The organism is Streptomyces sp. NPDC058773 (assembly GCF_042746015.1).
GTDB lineage: Bacteria > Actinomycetota > Actinomycetes > Streptomycetales > Streptomycetaceae > Streptomyces.
The window spans coordinates 137,140-152,509 of sequence record NZ_JBHYPE010000007.1; the positions used below are offsets into that span (position 1 = coordinate 137,140).

Below are 15,370 nucleotides of genomic sequence, written 5' to 3' on the forward strand. Positions count from 1 at the left end.
GCCGCACCGCCCGACCCGGCGCCGCGCCGTACCCCTGCCCCAGCTACCGCCGGGAGGCGCCCCCATGCGTCCCCTCCCGCCCCGAAAGGCCTCCACGTGACCGCACAGCACCTCGACCCCGCCCGCGACACCACCGACTGGTGGCGGCAGGCCGTTGTCTACCAGGTGTACCCGCGCAGCTTCGCCGACTCCGACGGTGACGGCATCGGCGACCTCCCCGGGGTGACGTCCCGGCTCCCCTACCTCGCCGAACTGGGCGTGGACGCCGTCTGGCTGAGCCCCTTCTACCCCTCGGAGCTGGCCGACGGCGGCTACGACGTCGCCGACTACCGCGATGTCGACCCGCGGCTGGGCACCCTCGACGACTTCGACGCCATGGTGGCCGAGGCCCACCGCCTGGGCCTCAAGGTGATGGTGGACATCGTCCCGAACCACTCCTCCCACCTGCACGTGTGGTTCCAGGAGGCGCTGCGCGCCGCACCCGGCTCCGCCGCGCGGGAGCGCTACGTCTTCCGCGAGGGCAAGGGCGCGCACGGTGAACTGCCGCCCACCGACTGGGTCTCCTGCTTCGGCGGCCCTGCCTGGACCCGGCTGCCGGACGGCTGGTGGTACCTCCACCTCTTCGCCCCCGAACAGCCCGACTTCAACTGGGACAACCCCGAGGTCCGCGCCGACTTCCGGCACACCCTGCGCTTCTGGTCCGACCGCGGAGTCGACGGTTTCCGGGTCGATGTGGCCCACGGCCTGGCGAAGGACCTGGCCGCGCCGCTCCGCGACACCGGCACCGTCGTCGACTACCGGCCGGAGGACCTGCCCGAGGACGGCAGCCACCCCTTCTGGGACCGCGACGCGGTGCACGACATCTTCCGGGAGTGGCGCAAGGTCTTCAACGAGTACGACCCGCCCCGGGTCGCCGTCGCCGAGGCCTGGGTGCGCAACTCCCGCCGCACCGCCTACGCCACACCGCAGGAACTCGGCCAGGCCTTCAACTTCGACTTCCTGCGGGCCTCGTTGGACGCGGCGGAGCTGCGCTCCTCCATCGACACCGCGCTCGCCGGCGCACGGGCCGCCGGGGCGACCGCGACCTGGGTGCTCTCCAACCACGATGTGATCCGGCACGCCTCCCGCTACGGCCTCCCGGACGGCCGCGACGAGGAGGCCTGGCTGCTCTCCGACGGCCGGGAACCCGCCCTGGACCGGGAGTTCGGCCTGCGCCGGGCCCTGGCCGCCACCCTGCTGATGCTGGCACTGCCCGGCTCGGCGTACGTGTACCAGGGCGAGGAACTGGGCCTGCCCGAGGTCGCCGACCTCGCCCGCGACAGCCTTCAGGACCCGGTGTGGACCCGCAGCGGCGGCCGGCTCAAGGGGCGGGACGGCTGCCGGGTGCCGCTGCCCTGGCGGCGGGAGGGCAGCGCGTACGGCTTCGGCAGCGGCGGCTCCTGGCTGCCGCAGCCCGCAGGCTGGGGCGAGCTGTCCGTCGAGGCTCAGCAGGGCGTGGCGTCCGCCCCCCTGGAGCTCTACCGCACCGCGCTGGCCACCCGCCGCCGGATGATCGCCGACGAGGCGCTGGAATGGGCCGACGACAGCCCGGGGGCCGGCCGGGACGTGCTGCACTTCCGCCGCTCGGGCGGCTGGGAGTGCGTCGCCAACCTGTCCGGTGAGCCCCGGCCGCTGCCGCCCGGTGAACTGCTGCTGAGCTCCGCACCGGTCACCGGCGACACCCTGCCGCCGTGGACCACGGTCTGGCTGCGCACCACGCGCTGAACCGCCGCGCCCGGGGACCTGTTCAGGCGCTCAGCGCCGCCAGGTCCCCTCGGGCGTCCGCCCGGACCGCCGCCTCGTAGCGCCGCAGCAGCAGCCGGGCCAGCTCGGGCGCCGGGCCGAGGACCGGGGCGAGGAGGTCGGCGCGGGCCTCGCGGGCACCGGCCGCGATCCGGTCCGGGAGGAACCCGGGAGCGATCACGTACGGGGCGACCGCCACCCGCCGCACCCCCTCGGCGCGCAGCTCCCGCACGGCGTCCGCGGTGCGGGGAAGAGATGCGGAGGCGAACGCAGGACGCACGGCGCACCAACCAGCGGTGCGCCACCACTCCCGCGCGATTTGAGCGATCACTGCGCTCGCCTCCGGGTCCGAGGAGCCCGCCGCGGCCAGCACGACCCCGGTCGAGCGACGGTCGCCGGGCCGCAGCCCGGCTTCCTCCAGCCGGCGCTCCAGCGCGGCGGTCAGGAGGGACGAGGGGCCCAGCACATCCGCCTGGCGGATGGTCAGCAGCGGCAGCCGCGCGGCCGCCTCCCGCAGTACCGCCGGGATGTCGGACTTGGCGTGGAAGGCCCGGGTGAGCAGCAGCGGCAGCGCCACCACCTCCCGCGTCCCCTCGGCCGCCAGGCGCTCCAGCACCCGTGGCACCCGGGGCGCGTTGAAGTCGAGGTAGCCGACCTCGACCCGCAGCCCCGGCCGCAGCGCCCGGACCCGCGCGCAGAGCGCGGAGACGGTCGCCGCGTGCCGCGGGTCATGGCTGCCGTGGGCGACGACCAGAAGCGTGGGGCGTGTGGGGCGGGTGTCCATGGGTCAGCTCTTCACGAGGAGGCCGCGGCTGCGCAGCACCCGGCGCTCGACCGGGGCGAAGATCAGCAGCTCGATGCCGATGCCGACGATGAGGATGAGCAGGATCGCGGCCAGCACCCAGGACATGTCCTGGAGTTCCCGGCCCTGCTCCAGCAGCTGGCCCAGTCCGGTGCCCAGATCGGGCGCGTTGACGATGAGTTCGGCGGCCATCAGGGAACGCCAGGAGAACGCCCAGCCCTGCTTGAGCCCGGCGATGTAGCCGGGCAGCGCGGCCGGCAGCAGGACGTGCCGGACCCCGGCGAGACCGGTGGCGCCGATGGTGCGGCCCGCCCGCAGGTAGAGCGGGGAGATCTGGTCGACCCCGGCCACCAGCCCGTTGGCGATGGACGGCACCGCGCCGAGCAGCACCACCGCGTAGATCGTGGCGTCGCTCAGCCCGAACCAGATGATCGCGGCCGGGACCCAGGCCACCGACGGCAGGGACTGCAGCCCGCTCAGGATCGGCCCGATCGCCGCCCGCACGGGCTTGACCCGGGCGACGATCAGCCCGAGCACCGTGCCGATGCCCACCGAGGCCACGAAGCCGAGCGCGCCGCGGGAGACGCTGGTCCACACGAAGCTCAGCAGCGTGCCCTCCAGCCACTTCTGCTGGAGCGAGCGGCCCACGTCGACGGGGCTCGGCAGCAGGTAGTGCGGCTTGAGCTCGAAGTGGTAGGCGAGCTGCCACAGGGCGAGCACCAGCGCGATGGCGACCAGCGGGGGGAACGCCTTTGTGACGACGGTGCGCAGCCACGGCTGCCGGTCGACGACCCTGGATTCCAGGGCGTCGAGCCCGGCCTCCAGTCCGGCGATGTCGCCGGTCTCGTCGGTGGCCTCGCCGGCGGTGGCCGGGTCCTTGGTCTCAGTGCTGGCCATGGCGGCGGATCTCCCCACGGAGCTGTTCGGTGATCTCGATGGAAAGGTCGGCGACCGCGGCGTCCTCGATACGGCGCGGCTGCGGGATGTCCACCCGCCACTCACGGGCGATCCGGCCCGGCCGGGACGACAGCAGCACCACCCGCTCGGCGAGCCGTACGGCCTCGCGGACGTTGTGGGTGACGAAGAGGACCGAGAGGTTGCCCGCGCCGGCGGCGCTGTCGTTCGCAGCGCGCCAGATCCGGGTCAGCTCGTCGTGCAGCACGTCCCGGGTGATCGCGTCGAGCGCCGCGAACGGCTCGTCCATCAGCAGCAGTTGGCTGTCCTGGGCGAGCGCACGGGCCATGGCGACCCGCTGCCGCATGCCGCCCGACAGCTCGTGCACCCGCTTGCCGTGGGCGCCCTTGAGCCGGACGAGTTCGAGCAGCCGCTCGGCCTCCTCGCGGCGCTCCGCGCGCGGCACCCCGCGCAGCCGCAGCGCCAGTTCGATGTTGCGGCCCGCGGTCAGCCACGGGAACAGTGCGTGCTCCTGGAACATCAGGGCCGGCCGGCCGCCCGGCGTCTCGATGGTGCCGGCCGACGGAGCGTCCAGGCCGGCCACCAGGTTGAGGAGGGTGGACTTGCCGCAGCCCGAGGCCCCCAGGAGGCAGACGAATTCGCCGGGCGCCACATCGATGCTGATGTCGTCCAGGACATGCTGCTGGGCGCCGGTGCGGCCGAACGACTTCGAGACATGGTCGATGCGGGCCGCGTACGGCACGGTGGTGCCCGGGTCCGCCGTGGCGGGCTGCTGCTCGGTGAGCGTGGTGGTCGTCATCGGTGTCACCTCCTGGGGGAGTGCGGTGCTGCGGGCGGGGGCTACTTGCTGCCGAGTCCGGCGTCGTCGACCGTCGGCCGGCCCTCGGACCTGAGCACCTTGTTCAGCAGGGTGAGGTCGTAGATGCCCTTCAGGCCGGGCTTCTTGAGCAGGCCCGCCTTGACGGCGTGGTCGGCCTCCTCCCGGAGGGTGGCGGCCAGCGGGTCATCGGTGATGTCGACGTTCTTGAACGCCGGGTCGATGACGTTTTGCGGCAGGGCCTTGCCGGCGACGCCCGAGGAGGCGAGCTTGTCGTTGAGGGCCTTCTTCGCCTCGGCCGGGTGCGAGCGCATCCAGGCGTTGGTCTTCACCGACGCCCGCAGCACCGCCTCGACGGCCTTGGGGTGCTCCTTGAGGAACTTCTGCGAGACGATCATGTTCGTGATGACGAACTTCCCGTCCTTCCACAGCTTCTTCTCGTCCAGGATCGTCTTGCCGCCCTCGGCGACGAGCTTCGACGCGGTGGGCTCGGGCACCCAGGCACCGTCGATGCCGCCCTGCTGGAAGACCGTGGGCGTCACCTTGTTGTCGGTGCGCTGGACGGTGACATCGCCCTTGCCGGTGGTCGGGTCGACCCGGTAGCCCTTCCCGGACAGGTAGTTGAGCAGCGCGACGTCCTGGGTGTTGCCCAGCTGCGGGGTCGCGATCGTCTTGCCCTTGAGGTCGCCCAGGCCCTTGACCTTCTTGGGGTTGACCACCAGCGAGACACCGCCGGAGGCCGAACCGCCGATGATCTTCAAGCTCTTGCCGTGCGACTTCGCATAGCCGTTGATGGCGGGGGAGGGGCCGATCCAGCCGATGTCGATGGCGCCCGAGTTGAGCGCCTCGATCTCCTGCGGGCCCGCGTTGAAGACGGAGGACTTCACCTCGGTGCCGCCCAGTTCCTTCTGGAACGTGCCGTTCTGGAGTCCGACCAGGGGGGTGGCGTGCGTGGTGTTGCCGAAGTACCCGATCGTCAGGTGGTCGAGCCCATCGGTCTTCGGCCCCTTGGGGGCGACGCCGGCCGAGGTGTCCTTCTTGGCCTCGGAGCCGTAGCCGCAGGCGCCCAGCGCCGCGATCAGCAGCGGGACGGTTGCGGTGGCCGCCAGCAGGCGGTGTCGAACGGCAGACACGGGAGGAGGTCCTCTCGGAGGGCCGGGCGGTGCGCGCCCTCTACGGCGCGCCCGGCGAAGCTGTGGATCTTCGGAAGGGTGGTGCGGTGGAAACGGAGCGGAGCATCGTCAGCGCACACATCGGCCGACTCCGCCCTGCCCGCTGCCCAGGGCGCCGCTGCCGATGCGGCCGCCCTCCTTCGCGAAGGTCGAGAACACGTCCTTGAGCATGCTCAGAAGTCCCATCCCTCGTCGTCCGCCGCCTCGGCCTGGGCAGTCTCCTCGGCCGCCTCGGCGAACGCGGTGCCCGCCATGCCCGCGGTCAGCGTCGTCCCGTCGGCCGGGTCGATCAGCAGGAACGAGCCGGTGCGGCGGGAGTCGGCGTAGGCGTCCAGCGCCAGCGGCTCAGCCGTGCGCAGCACGATCCGCCCGATGTCGTTGGCGGCCAGCTCACCGGGCGCCGGGTGCTGGGAGAGGTCGTCGAGGGTCAGCCGGGACGGGATGTCCTTGACGAGCGCCTTGACCGTACGGGTGGTGTGCTTGAGCAGCACCCGCTGCCCGACGGTCAGCGGACGGTCCGCCACATGGCAGACGGTCGCCTCGACGTCCTGCGAGACGCCCGGCGCGGTGGCCGTCGGCGCGATCAGGTCGCCGCGCGAGATGTCCAGGTCGTCGGCGAGCCGGACGGTCACCGACTGCGGCGCCCAGGCCACGTCCACGGACTCACCGAGCGCGTCGATCGCCTCGATGGTGCTCGTCCGGCCCGAGGGCAGCACGGTGACGGCGTCGCCGACGCGCAGCACACCGGAGGCGACCTGGCCCGCGTAGCCGCGGTAGTCGGGGTGTTCGGCGGTCTGCGGACGGATCACGTACTGGACCGGGAAGCGGCCGGGGTCGTCCGACGGGTCGGCGACGACCGGCACGGTCTCCAGGTGCTCCAGCACGGTCGGGCCGCCGTACCAGTCCATGTTGGCCGACGGCGACACCACGTTGTCGCCGGCCAGCGCCGAGATCGGGATCGCGGTGATCTCCGGGACGCCCAGCGAGGCCGCGTACGTCGTGAACTCCTCGGCGATGGCGGCGAAGACGGGCTCGGCGTAGTCGACCAGGTCCATCTTGTTGACGGCCAGGACGACGTGCGGGACGCGCAGCAGGGCGGCGACCGCGGCGTGCCGGCGGGTCTGCTCGACCACGCCGTTGCGGGCGTCGACCAGCACCACGGCCAGCTCGGCGGTGGAGGCGCCGGTGACCATGTTGCGGGTGTACTGCACATGCCCCGGGGTGTCCGCCAGGATGAAGCGGCGACGCGGGGTGGCGAAGTAGCGGTAGGCGACATCGATGGTGATGCCCTGCTCGCGCTCGGCCCGCAGCCCGTCGGTCAGCAGCGCCAGGTCGGGTGCCTCCTGCCCGCGGTTGCGGGAGGCGTGCTCGACGGCCTCCAGCTGGTCGGCGAGCACCGACTTGGAGTCGTGCAGCAGCCGGCCCACCAGCGTCGACTTGCCGTCGTCCACGGATCCGGCGGTGGCGAACCGCAGCAGCGAGGTCGCACCGGCGTCGATGACGCTCTCAACATCTTGGGTGGTGCTCATCGTTAGAAGTACCCCTCGCGCTTGCGGTCCTCCATGGCGGCCTCGGACATCTTGTCGTCGGCCCGGGTGGCGCCCCGTTCGGTGAGCCGGGAGGCGGCGATCTCCGCGATCACGGCCTCGATGGTGTCGGCGTCGGAGTCGACGGCGCCGGTGCAGGACATGTCGCCGACGGTGCGGTAGCGCACCTGCCGGGTCTCCAGGCTCTCGCCGTCCTTGGGGCCGCCCCACTCACCGGGCGCCAGCCACATGCCGTTACGGGCGAAGACCTCCCGCTCGTGGGCGTAGTAGATGGCGGGCAGCTCGATCTTCTCGCGGGCTATGTACTGCCACACGTCCAGCTCGGTCCAGTTGGACAGCGGGAAGACCCGGACGTGCTCACCGGGGGAGTGCTTGCCGTTGTAGAGCTGCCACAGCTCGGGGCGCTGCCGGCGCGGGTCCCAGCCGCCGAACTCGTCACGCAGCGAGAACACCCGCTCCTTGGCGCGCGCCTTCTCCTCGTCCCGGCGGCCGCCGCCGAAGACCGCGTCGAAGCGGCCCGTCTCGATGGCGTCCAGCAGCGGGACGGTCTGCAGCGGGTTACGGGTGCCGTCCGGGCGCTCGCGCAGCTCACCGCGGTCGATGAAGTCCTGCACGGAGGCGACGTGCAGCCGCAGCCCGTGCCGCTCCACCGTGCGGTCGCGGTAGTCGAGCACCTCGGGGAAGTTGTGCCCGGTGTCGACGTGCAGCAGCGAGAACGGCACCGCGGCCGGCGCGAACGCCTTCAGCGCGAGGTGCAGCATGACGATGGAGTCCTTGCCGCCGGAGAACAGGATCACCGGCCGCTCGAACTCCCCCGCCACCTCACGGAAGATGTGCACCGCCTCGGACTCCAGGGCGTCCAGGTGCGACAGCGCGTAGCGGCTGTCGCTGTCCCCGGCGTTCCCGGTCACGGCAGCGATGGTGGTCATGCCAGTCCCCTTTCGGTGAGCAGCGTGTGCAGCGCCGCCGCGGACTCCTGCACGGTCTGGGTGTGCGACTCAAGGCGCAGATCGGGCGACTCGGGGGCCTCGTACGGGTCGTCCACGCCGGTCAGCCCGGAGATCTCGCCCGCCGCCTGTTTGGCGTACAGGCCCTTCACATCCCGCTCGGAGCACACCTCGACGGGCGTGGCCACATGCACCTCCAGGTAGGCGGTGCCCTCGGCCTGGTGGCGCCTGCGCACCGCCTCGCGGCTGTCCGCGTACGGCGCGATCACCGGAACCAGCGCCTTGACGCCGTTGCTCGCCAGCAGCTCGGCCACGAAGCCGATGCGCTGGACGTTGGTGTGCCGGTCGGCGCGGGTGAACCCCAGGCCCGCGGACAGGAATTCGCGGATCTCGTCGCCGTCGAGCACCTCGACCCGGTGGCCCTCGCCGCGCAGCCGGCCGGCCAGCTCGTGCGCGAGGGTCGTCTTGCCCGCGCTCGGCAGACCGGTCAGCCAGATCGTGGCGCCCGTCATGGATATCTCCTGATGCTCTGTCATCAGTGCAGCCCGCACTCGGTCTTGTTGCTCCCGGCCCAGCGGCCGGCCCTGGCGTCCTCGCCCTCCAGCACCCGGCGGGTGCAGGGCGCGCAGCCGACGGAGGCGTAGCCGTCCATCAGCAGCGGGTTGGTCAGCACCCCGTGCTCGGCCACGTACGCGTCCACGTCGGCCTGCGTCCAGCGGGCGATCGGGGAGACCTTCACCTTCTGCCGCTTGGGGTCCCAGCCGACGACCGGGGTGTTCGCCCGGGTCGGCGACTCGTCCCGGCGCAGCCCCGTCGCCCAGGCGTCGTACCCGGCCAGGCCCTCTTCGAGGGGCCTGACCTTCCGCAGCGCGCAGCACAGGTCGGGGTCGCGGTCGTGCAGCTTCGGGCCGTACTCGGCGTCCTGCTCGGCCACCGTCTGACGGGGAGTCAGAGCAATGACGTTGACGTCCATCACCTCGGCCACCGCGTCCCGGGTCCCGAGGGTCTCCGGGAAGTGGTAGCCGGTGTCCAGGAACACCACGTCCACACCGGGGAACGCCCGCGAGGCCAGATGCGCGACGACCGCGTCCTCCATCGAGGAGGTGACGCAAAAGCGCGGACCGAAGGTCTCGGAGGCCCACCTGAGGATCTCCAGGGCGGGCGCGTCCTCCAGGTCGCGGCCCGCCTGCTCGGCGAGGTGCGGAAGGTCGGCAGTGGTGGTCACGACATACCTCCGTCGGAAGCGGAAGGGGACTGGCCGGTGGCCCCCGGGGCCAGCAGCCCCAGGAACTTCAGCCGGAACGCACGGCTGCAGGACCGGCATTCCCAGGCTGCGCCTTCTCCGCGGGAGGTGCCGTCTTCGGAGGGGCGCAGGTCCTCGTCCCCGCAGTACGGGCAGTAGAACGGCGCGGCGCGCTCACTCACTTCAACGCACCCTCTTCGGCGCGCGCCGCCCAGGTGGCGAACCGCTCGCCCTCCTCGCGCTGCGCCTCGAAGTTGCGCAGCACCCGCTCGACGTAGTCGGGGAGTTCGTCCGCGGTGACCTTCAGCCCGCGGACCTTGCGGCCGAAGCCGGGTTCGAGGCCCAGCGCGCCGCCCAGGTGCACCTGGTAGCCCTCGACCTGGTTGCCGTCGTCGTCCAGGACCAGCTGCCCCTTGAGTCCGATGTCCGCGACCTGGATACGGGCGCAGGCGTTCGGGCAGCCGTTGAGGTTGATGGTGACCGGCTCCTGGAAGTCCGGCATCCGCCGCTCCAGTTCGTCGATGAGCGAGGCGCCGCGGCCCTTGGTCTCGACGATGGCGAGCTTGCAGAACTCGATGCCGGTGCAGGCCATCGTGCCGCGCCGGAACGGCGAGGCGTTGACCTGGAAGTCCAGCGCCTCCAGTCCGGCGACCAGCGCGTCGACCCGGTCCTGCTCGACATCGAGGATGAGCATCTTCTGCTCGACGGTGGTGCGCAGCCGGTCGGAGCCGTGCGCGGCGGCGAGTTCGGCGACCTTGGTGAGGGTGGTGCCGTCGACCCGGCCGACGCGCGGCGCGAAGCCCACGTAGAAGCGGCCGTCCTGCTGCTGGTGCACCCCGATGTGGTCGCGCCACTTGGACGCCGGCTCCTCGGGGGCCGGGCCGTCGGCCAGCTTGCGGTTCAGGTACTCGTCCTCCAGCACCTGGCGGAACTTCTCCGGGCCCCAGTCGGCCATCAGGAACTTCAGCCGGGCGCGGGTGCGCAGCCGGCGGTAGCCGTAGTCCCGGAAGATCCCGACGACACCGGCCCAGACGTCCGCGACCTCGTCCAGCGGCACCCAGGTGCCCAGGCGCTGGGCGAGCTTGGGGTTGGTGGACAGCCCGCCGCCGACCCAGAGGTCGAAGCCGGGGCCGTGCTCGGGGTGGACGACGCCGACGAAGGCCACGTCGTTGATCTCGTGGACCACGTCCTGGACGGGGGAGCCGGAGATCGCGGTCTTGAACTTGCGCGGCAGGTTGGAGAACTCCTTGCTGCCGATGTAGCGCTCGTGGATCTCGTCGACGGCCGGGGTGCCGTCGATGATCTCGTCCGCCGCGATACCGGCCACCGGCGAACCGATGATCACGCGCGGGCAGTCACCGCACGCCTCGGTCGTGGAGAGCCCGACGGCCTCCAGCTTCTCCCAGATGGCGGGGACGTCCTCGATCCGGATCCAGTGCAGCTGGATGTTCTGCCGGTCGGTGATGTCCGCGGTGCCGCGGGCGTACTCCTCGGAGACCTCGCCGATGGCGCGCAGCTGGGCCACGGACAGCCGCCCGCCGTCGACGCGGACCCGCAGCATGAAGTACTTGTCGTCCAGCTCCTCCGGCTCCAGGATCGCGGTCTTGCCGCCGTCGATCCCGGGCTTGCGCTGGGTGTAGAGCCCCCACCAACGCATCCGCCCGCGCAGGTCGTTGGGGTCGATCGAGTCGAAGCCGGCCTTGCTGTAGATCGTCTCAATGCGCGTCCGCACATTGAGACCGTCGTCGTCCTTCTTGAACTGCTCATTGCCGTTGAGCGGCGTGAAGTGGCCAACGGCCCACTGGCCCTCACCGCGGTGGCGTCCGGCCTTGCGGCGGGTCGTGGCAGCTGCGGGGACTTCGGAGGAGGCGGCCATGGGTGTACGTCCTTCTGGGCGGGCTCAAGGGATCGGGACCGGGCGCCGGACACCACGACGGCCTGCGCGGACACACCGAAAGGCGGCGCGTGACAACGCGTCGGGGAGGTCTGCGGGTCAAAGGGGTGTCAGCGCGTCCGCGACGATGGGGACGGCGTGAAATGCGGTGCTGCTGGGTGCTGCTCAGGGGGCGAAGCCCCTGGTGAAGGCAGCCTCAGCCCGCCCGACAAATGGCGCTGGACATGCGGCCGAGGTCGACGTGCCGCCGACTCACCAAGGCAATTCCAGCTCGAGACATGACGGAAGCCTGGCACGCCGCTCTCCGGCCAGTCCACCGCCATCCAGTATTCGGACAACTCTGTCCCGCTTGGCGAGACGGTGTGCTGTCGGTCACTCTCCGGCGGTGTGGCCGGCCGTCAGTGGACCCGCGCCGGGCCAGGGTCCGGGGGCCGGTATCTCGTCCTCCTCGGTGACCGTGGTCTCGTACAGCCGGAAGCCGCGCCGCTGGTAGTTGGCCATCGCGTGCGGGCCGTCCTTGCTGCAGGTGTGCAGCCACACCCGCTTGGCCGGCGCCCGCCCCGGCCACCGCTCGGCCAGGTCCCAGGCCCGCTCGACCCCGTACGTGAGCAGATGTCCGCCGATCCGGCGCCCCCGGAACGCCGGTATCAGCCCGAAGTAGGTGATCTCCACGGAGCCGTCGGCCTCCGCCGCCAGTTCGACGAACCCGGCGGGCGTCCCGTGCTCGTACGCCACCCAGGTCTCCGTCCCCGGCCGCCCGAGAAACTCCGCCCACTGCGCGTACGGCCAGGTCAGCCGGTCGGTCCAGCGGATGTCCCCGCCCACCGCCGTGTAGAGGAAGCGACTGAATTCGGGCGACGGCACCTCGGCGCGGACGATCCGGACGCCCTGTTCGGCAGGCGGCGCCTGGGCGGGGAACAGATCGGCGGGTGAGGTCTGCTCAAGGTGCCAGGTGGTGACCGAGATGCTCATGGGGCCAGCACATCACACCGGGGGCGGGGGAGGTATCCCACATCATGAGACACCGGTTCACTTCGTGGGGCGTCCCCGGCCCGACGGGCGTTCCCGCCGCTCCGGAACCGGCGGAGCGGCGGGTCTCACCGCCCGGATCCCGTCATCCGGGCGAAGACCACCACGTTGCCCGCGTACCCGGAGCCCGCCGTATAGGTGCCGCCGCAGGTCAGGACGCGCAGCTCGGGGCGTCCGGTGGTGCCGTAGACCTTCCGGGAGGGGAACTTCCGCTTGTCGAAGACCTGGATGCCGTAGACCTCGAAGACCGCGGTCCGCCCGTCCTCGCGGGTCACCCGGATCGTCCGGCCCTTCTCCAGGGCGCCCAGCCCGTAGAAGACGGCGGGCCCGCCGCGGCTGTCGACGTGGCCGACGATGACGGCGGTGCCGTTCTCGCCGGGCGTCGGCGCGTCCGCGTACCAGCCCGCCAGCCCGGGGTCCTCGGCCGGCGGGGCCGCGATCCCGCCGTCCCCGTCCAGTCCCAGCGGCATCAGCGAGGCCGCTACGTCGAGCGACGGAATCGCCACCCGGGCCGGGGCGGAACGGGGCAGCGGCGGCGGTGGCGGGCCGTCGGGCGGGAGGTCGCCCGGGAAGAGCGCCGACCCGGCTCCCGGCTGCGGCGGCCCGCCGGTCTCACCGGTCAGTCCCTGCCGCACCATGCCGAGCCCGACGAGACCGACCAGCGCCAGCACACCCCACCGGGGCCGCCGCGGGGCCGCCGGCTCCTCGGGCGCCGCTTCCGGCGGGCCTGGCGGGCTCATCACTCACCTCCCGTGGCCGCACGCCCGGGAGCGCACGGTCCGCAGTCGGCACGCTAGGCCCGCCCCGGCCGGCCGGCGACAGCAGTCGGCCGAACGGGTGGCGGGCCGGGGCGCCCCGGCCGTGCACCCGCCGCCGCGCGGCCCTCAACCGGCCGGCTACGCACCGTGGAACACGGCACCGGCCATCCGCTCGACCTGGTCCGGATCAGGGGACCAGCAGTAGAGCATCACCTCGTCCGCGCCGATCGCGCGGAACGCCGCCACCGCTTCCTGGATCTGCGCCGCCGAGGTGAGCAGACCGTTCACCACGTGGTCGGTGTAGCTGTGCGGTGCGTAGTAGGCGCGCAGTTCCGCGCGGGCGCGGTCGAGGGTCGGCTGCGGGCCGAGCGCGGCATTGACCTGGGCCACCAGCCGGGGCCGGCCCGTACGTCCGGCGCGGTCCCAGGCGTCCTCCACCTGACGGAACAGTCCGTCCATGTACGGGGGCGGCACCGCGGCGCCGAGGAAGCCGTCGCCCCAGCGGGCCACCCGCTCCAGCGCGGCGGGCACGAAACCGCCGAACAGTACGTCGGGCCCGCCGGGCCGGGCCGGTGCGGGGCCGATCGGGCCGACGTCCTCGGAGAGCGGCTCACCGGACCAGAGCCGGCGCAGGGTCGCCATCTGCGCATCGAGCCGTCGGCCGCGGGTGGTCAGGTCGACCCCGGTGGCCAGATAGTCGTCGTCGCGTCCGCCGATACCGATGCCGAGGGTGAAGCGGGAGCCGGACAGCAGATCGAGCGTGGCGGCCTGCTTGGCGAGCAGCGCCGTACGGTGCAGCGGGGCGAGCAGCACCTCGGTCTGCAGCCGGATGCGGGAGGTGGCGCCGGCCAGGGTGGCGAGCGTGACCAGGGGCTCGGGATTGCCGAACACCAGCCGGTCGAGGAGGGCGATCGTGCTGAACGGGGTGGCTTCGGCGCGCCGGGCCCAGCTCAGCAGCTGTGCGGGATCGCCGATGGGAAGGCCAAGGCCTACGGACATGGTGGGTGTCCTCCAGAAGGGCATGCGGGCATGCGTGATCACGGAATGTCGTGTCGCCCGCTCATTCGGCTCCGCGCGGGCATTTCGCGCGGGGCTGCTCCCGTTCTGCGACGTCCTTCTGGAGAGCTGCTTCAGAGCACCGTCACCTTACGAGCGGGCCGTACGGCACCGCATCCGGTTTTTCCGCCCGTCGTATGGCTCGCCCGGCGCCGATGACCCTCTACGCCTCAATCTCTTCCATGAGCATGCGAAGCGTCAGGCTGTGCTTCTCGGGGGGCAGAGCCTCCATCGCGGCACGAGCGTAGGCAACACCGCCGGCCTTGTCGCCCGAGCGGGCGAGCATGAGCCCGCGGTGCATCTCAAGGTGAGTGGCAAACCGAGGCAGCTCTGCTGGTAGCTCCCGCCGCGCAGCGTCCTGGGCGTCAACGGCAGTCTTCTCGTCACCGAGTCGGGCAGCCAAAAGGGACGTGAAAACGTTCATGCGCCAGTACGGCACGGCGTAGTCAGAGGTCTGCTCGTAGGAAGCGGCGGAGTCGAAGGCTCGCCGCCCATCGGCCAGCAGATTCCGCGCCTGGGCGTGATCTCCCCGGATCGCGGCAGCGTGCGCCTTGCCCATGACGGCGTTGAGAAGTCCGAGGGACGGCCGCTTGCCGCTGATGGCGATCGCTTGGTCGGCGAGCATGTCAGCAACGCCCAGTGAGGCGCCCTCGTAGCCGAGTGCGATGGCTGCCCGGCCGCGTACCCACACCCGCGTTTGCTCGTCGTCGGATTCGTCTGCCGCCTGGGCCGCCATCCGGTACCACGACACGGCCTTGCTGCCGTCGCTGCCCGGGAACGTCTTGGCGTACAAGGTCATCAACCGGCCGGCCACCGACCACAAACGGGGATCGTCCAATTGCTGTTGCACTACGACGAGTTCACCGGAAACGCGGCGTTGGATGTCGCCGGCGCCCAAGGACATGTACTCGGTGCCGTAGGTGGAGAGTTTGCCTTCCCAGTCGTCGGCGCTCGGACCGCCTTGGAGGCGAGCGGCGAAGCCACTGGTGAGTAGGTCGGATGCCACCACTGGGGCTATGGCGGTGGCCGCGGCATGGAAGAGGAAGTTGCGTCGGTTCACTTCACCCTCAAGGACGGCTAGAGGTACGTCCAGTACAGAGGACAGGCAAGCCAGATAGAAGTCACCCGGCACCACCTTGGAACATTCCCAGCGGCTGATGTACTCCCGGGTCAGCGAAGTGCCATGCCGATCGTTGAGTGCGGTTGCCAGCCTGCCCTGACTCCATCCTCGCGCCTCGCGCAATCCTCTGATCAAGTCCCCGATAGCCATCAGCCCATCTTGCCCCTATAGCTGCCCCTGCTGGAGCAACTTGGGCGCCGCCTCTGTGCACTTGCCCCTAAGAATGCCACTGGCTGGACACGCAGCGTCGCGGGATGGTTACTCCACCGATGAGGCAATGAGGCCCGT

At 71.6% G+C, this 15,370-nt stretch carries 16 protein-coding genes; 1 reads left to right on the forward strand and 15 read right to left on the reverse strand.

Annotated elements, in window-relative coordinates; translation table 11 throughout:
• The first annotated feature begins 96 nt into the window (after nt 1-96).
• A complete protein-coding gene (locus ACFW5B_RS09025; RefSeq protein WP_386435519.1) occupies nt 97-1,764 on the forward strand; it encodes a glycoside hydrolase family 13 protein in 1,668 nt (555 codons plus the stop codon).
• 22 nt (nt 1,765-1,786) lie between these two features.
• On the opposite strand, the gene ACFW5B_RS09030 is transcribed toward ACFW5B_RS09025, so the two are convergent.
• The 15 genes from ACFW5B_RS09030 to ACFW5B_RS09100 form a co-directional block, all read right to left on the reverse strand.
• Nucleotides 1,787-2,566, reverse strand: coding sequence for a sirohydrochlorin chelatase (locus tag ACFW5B_RS09030; protein WP_386435522.1), 780 nt, complete (start codon nt 2,564-2,566; stop codon nt 1,787-1,789).
• 3 nt (nt 2,567-2,569) lie between these two features.
• The gene (locus tag ACFW5B_RS09035; protein ID WP_386435525.1) at nt 2,570-3,481 is read right to left on the reverse strand and encodes an ABC transporter permease; all 912 of its coding nucleotides are present in this window, start codon (nt 3,479-3,481) and stop codon (nt 2,570-2,572) included.
• Complete coding sequence (locus ACFW5B_RS09040) at nt 3,468-4,298, reverse strand: ABC transporter ATP-binding protein (protein ID WP_386435528.1); 831 nt, start codon at nt 4,296-4,298, stop codon at nt 3,468-3,470. The genes ACFW5B_RS09035 and ACFW5B_RS09040 overlap by 14 nt, the downstream gene beginning before the upstream one ends.
• Before the next feature lie 41 nt (nt 4,299-4,339).
• Nucleotides 4,340-5,449 carry an aliphatic sulfonate ABC transporter substrate-binding protein gene (locus ACFW5B_RS09045; protein ID WP_386435531.1) on the reverse strand — a complete coding sequence of 370 codons (1,110 nt, stop codon included), beginning with the start codon at nt 5,447-5,449 and terminating at the stop codon, nt 4,340-4,342.
• Between the two features lie 212 nt (nt 5,450-5,661).
• Nucleotides 5,662-7,017 carry a sulfate adenylyltransferase subunit 1 gene (locus ACFW5B_RS09050; protein ID WP_386435533.1) on the reverse strand — a complete coding sequence of 452 codons (1,356 nt, stop codon included), beginning with the start codon at nt 7,015-7,017 and terminating at the stop codon, nt 5,662-5,664.
• A 2-nt stretch (nt 7,018-7,019) separates the two neighbouring features.
• Entirely contained in the window at nt 7,020-7,964 is a 945-nt protein-coding gene (gene cysD, locus ACFW5B_RS09055; protein WP_386435535.1) for a sulfate adenylyltransferase subunit CysD, read from the reverse strand.
• Nucleotides 7,961-8,494, reverse strand: coding sequence for an adenylyl-sulfate kinase (gene cysC / locus ACFW5B_RS09060; protein WP_386435538.1), 534 nt, complete (start codon nt 8,492-8,494; stop codon nt 7,961-7,963). Before cysC ends, cysD begins: the two co-directional genes overlap by 4 nt.
• 23 nt (nt 8,495-8,517) lie before the next feature.
• Nucleotides 8,518-9,207: a phosphoadenylyl-sulfate reductase gene (locus ACFW5B_RS09065; protein ID WP_386435540.1), complete on the reverse strand. Its 690-nt coding sequence runs from the start codon at nt 9,205-9,207 to the stop codon at nt 8,518-8,520.
• Nucleotides 9,204-9,407, reverse strand: a complete 204-nt coding sequence (locus tag ACFW5B_RS09070) for a hypothetical protein (RefSeq protein ID WP_386435544.1) — start codon at nt 9,405-9,407, stop codon at nt 9,204-9,206. The genes ACFW5B_RS09065 and ACFW5B_RS09070 overlap by 4 nt, the downstream gene beginning before the upstream one ends.
• Nucleotides 9,404-11,101, reverse strand: coding sequence for a nitrite/sulfite reductase (locus tag ACFW5B_RS09075; RefSeq protein ID WP_386435547.1), 1,698 nt, complete (start codon nt 11,099-11,101; stop codon nt 9,404-9,406). The genes ACFW5B_RS09070 and ACFW5B_RS09075 overlap by 4 nt, the downstream gene beginning before the upstream one ends.
• A 214-nt stretch (nt 11,102-11,315) precedes the next feature.
• Entirely contained in the window at nt 11,316-11,399 is an 84-nt protein-coding gene (locus ACFW5B_RS09080) for a putative leader peptide (protein WP_350257049.1), read from the reverse strand.
• Nucleotides 11,400-11,491: 92 nt separating this feature from the next.
• Nucleotides 11,492-12,091, reverse strand: a complete 600-nt coding sequence (locus ACFW5B_RS09085; protein WP_386435550.1) for a GNAT family N-acetyltransferase — start codon at nt 12,089-12,091, stop codon at nt 11,492-11,494.
• Between the two features lie 125 nt (nt 12,092-12,216).
• The gene (locus ACFW5B_RS09090; RefSeq protein WP_386435553.1) at nt 12,217-12,888 is read right to left on the reverse strand and encodes a class F sortase; all 672 of its coding nucleotides are present in this window, start codon (nt 12,886-12,888) and stop codon (nt 12,217-12,219) included.
• Nucleotides 12,889-13,044: 156 nt separating this feature from the next.
• Nucleotides 13,045-13,905: an LLM class flavin-dependent oxidoreductase gene (locus ACFW5B_RS09095; protein WP_386435556.1), complete on the reverse strand. Its 861-nt coding sequence runs from the start codon at nt 13,903-13,905 to the stop codon at nt 13,045-13,047.
• Nucleotides 13,906-14,125: 220 nt separating this feature from the next.
• The gene (locus tag ACFW5B_RS09100) at nt 14,126-15,232 is read right to left on the reverse strand and encodes a helix-turn-helix domain-containing protein (protein WP_386435559.1); all 1,107 of its coding nucleotides are present in this window, start codon (nt 15,230-15,232) and stop codon (nt 14,126-14,128) included.
• Nucleotides 15,233-15,370: the final 138 nt, after the last annotated feature.

What these genes read in the sequence shown, in the direction of transcription:
- ACFW5B_RS09030 (WP_386435522.1), bottom strand. Translation starts at nt 2,566, where the DNA reads ATGGACACCCGCCCCACACGCCCCACGCTTCTGGTCGTCGCCCACGGC.
- ACFW5B_RS09035 (WP_386435525.1), bottom strand. Translation starts at nt 3,481, where the DNA reads ATGGCCAGCACTGAGACCAAGGACCCGGCCACCGCCGGCGAGGCCACC.
- ACFW5B_RS09040 (WP_386435528.1), bottom strand. Translation starts at nt 4,298, where the DNA reads ATGACGACCACCACGCTCACCGAGCAGCAGCCCGCCACGGCGGACCCG.
- ACFW5B_RS09050 (WP_386435533.1), bottom strand. Translation starts at nt 7,017, where the DNA reads ATGAGCACCACCCAAGATGTTGAGAGCGTCATCGACGCCGGTGCGACC.
- cysD (WP_386435535.1), bottom strand. Translation starts at nt 7,964, where the DNA reads ATGACCACCATCGCTGCCGTGACCGGGAACGCCGGGGACAGCGACAGC.
- cysC (WP_386435538.1), bottom strand. Translation starts at nt 8,494, where the DNA reads ATGACGGGCGCCACGATCTGGCTGACCGGTCTGCCGAGCGCGGGCAAG.
- ACFW5B_RS09075 (WP_386435547.1), bottom strand. Translation starts at nt 11,101, where the DNA reads ATGGCCGCCTCCTCCGAAGTCCCCGCAGCTGCCACGACCCGCCGCAAG.
- ACFW5B_RS09080 (WP_350257049.1), bottom strand. Translation starts at nt 11,399, where the DNA reads ATGTCTCGAGCTGGAATTGCCTTGGTGAGTCGGCGGCACGTCGACCTC.
- ACFW5B_RS09085 (WP_386435550.1), bottom strand. Translation starts at nt 12,091, where the DNA reads ATGAGCATCTCGGTCACCACCTGGCACCTTGAGCAGACCTCACCCGCC.
- ACFW5B_RS09090 (WP_386435553.1), bottom strand. Translation starts at nt 12,888, where the DNA reads ATGAGCCCGCCAGGCCCGCCGGAAGCGGCGCCCGAGGAGCCGGCGGCC.
- ACFW5B_RS09095 (WP_386435556.1), bottom strand. Translation starts at nt 13,905, where the DNA reads ATGTCCGTAGGCCTTGGCCTTCCCATCGGCGATCCCGCACAGCTGCTG.
- ACFW5B_RS09100 (WP_386435559.1), bottom strand. Translation starts at nt 15,232, where the DNA reads ATGGCTATCGGGGACTTGATCAGAGGATTGCGCGAGGCGCGAGGATGG.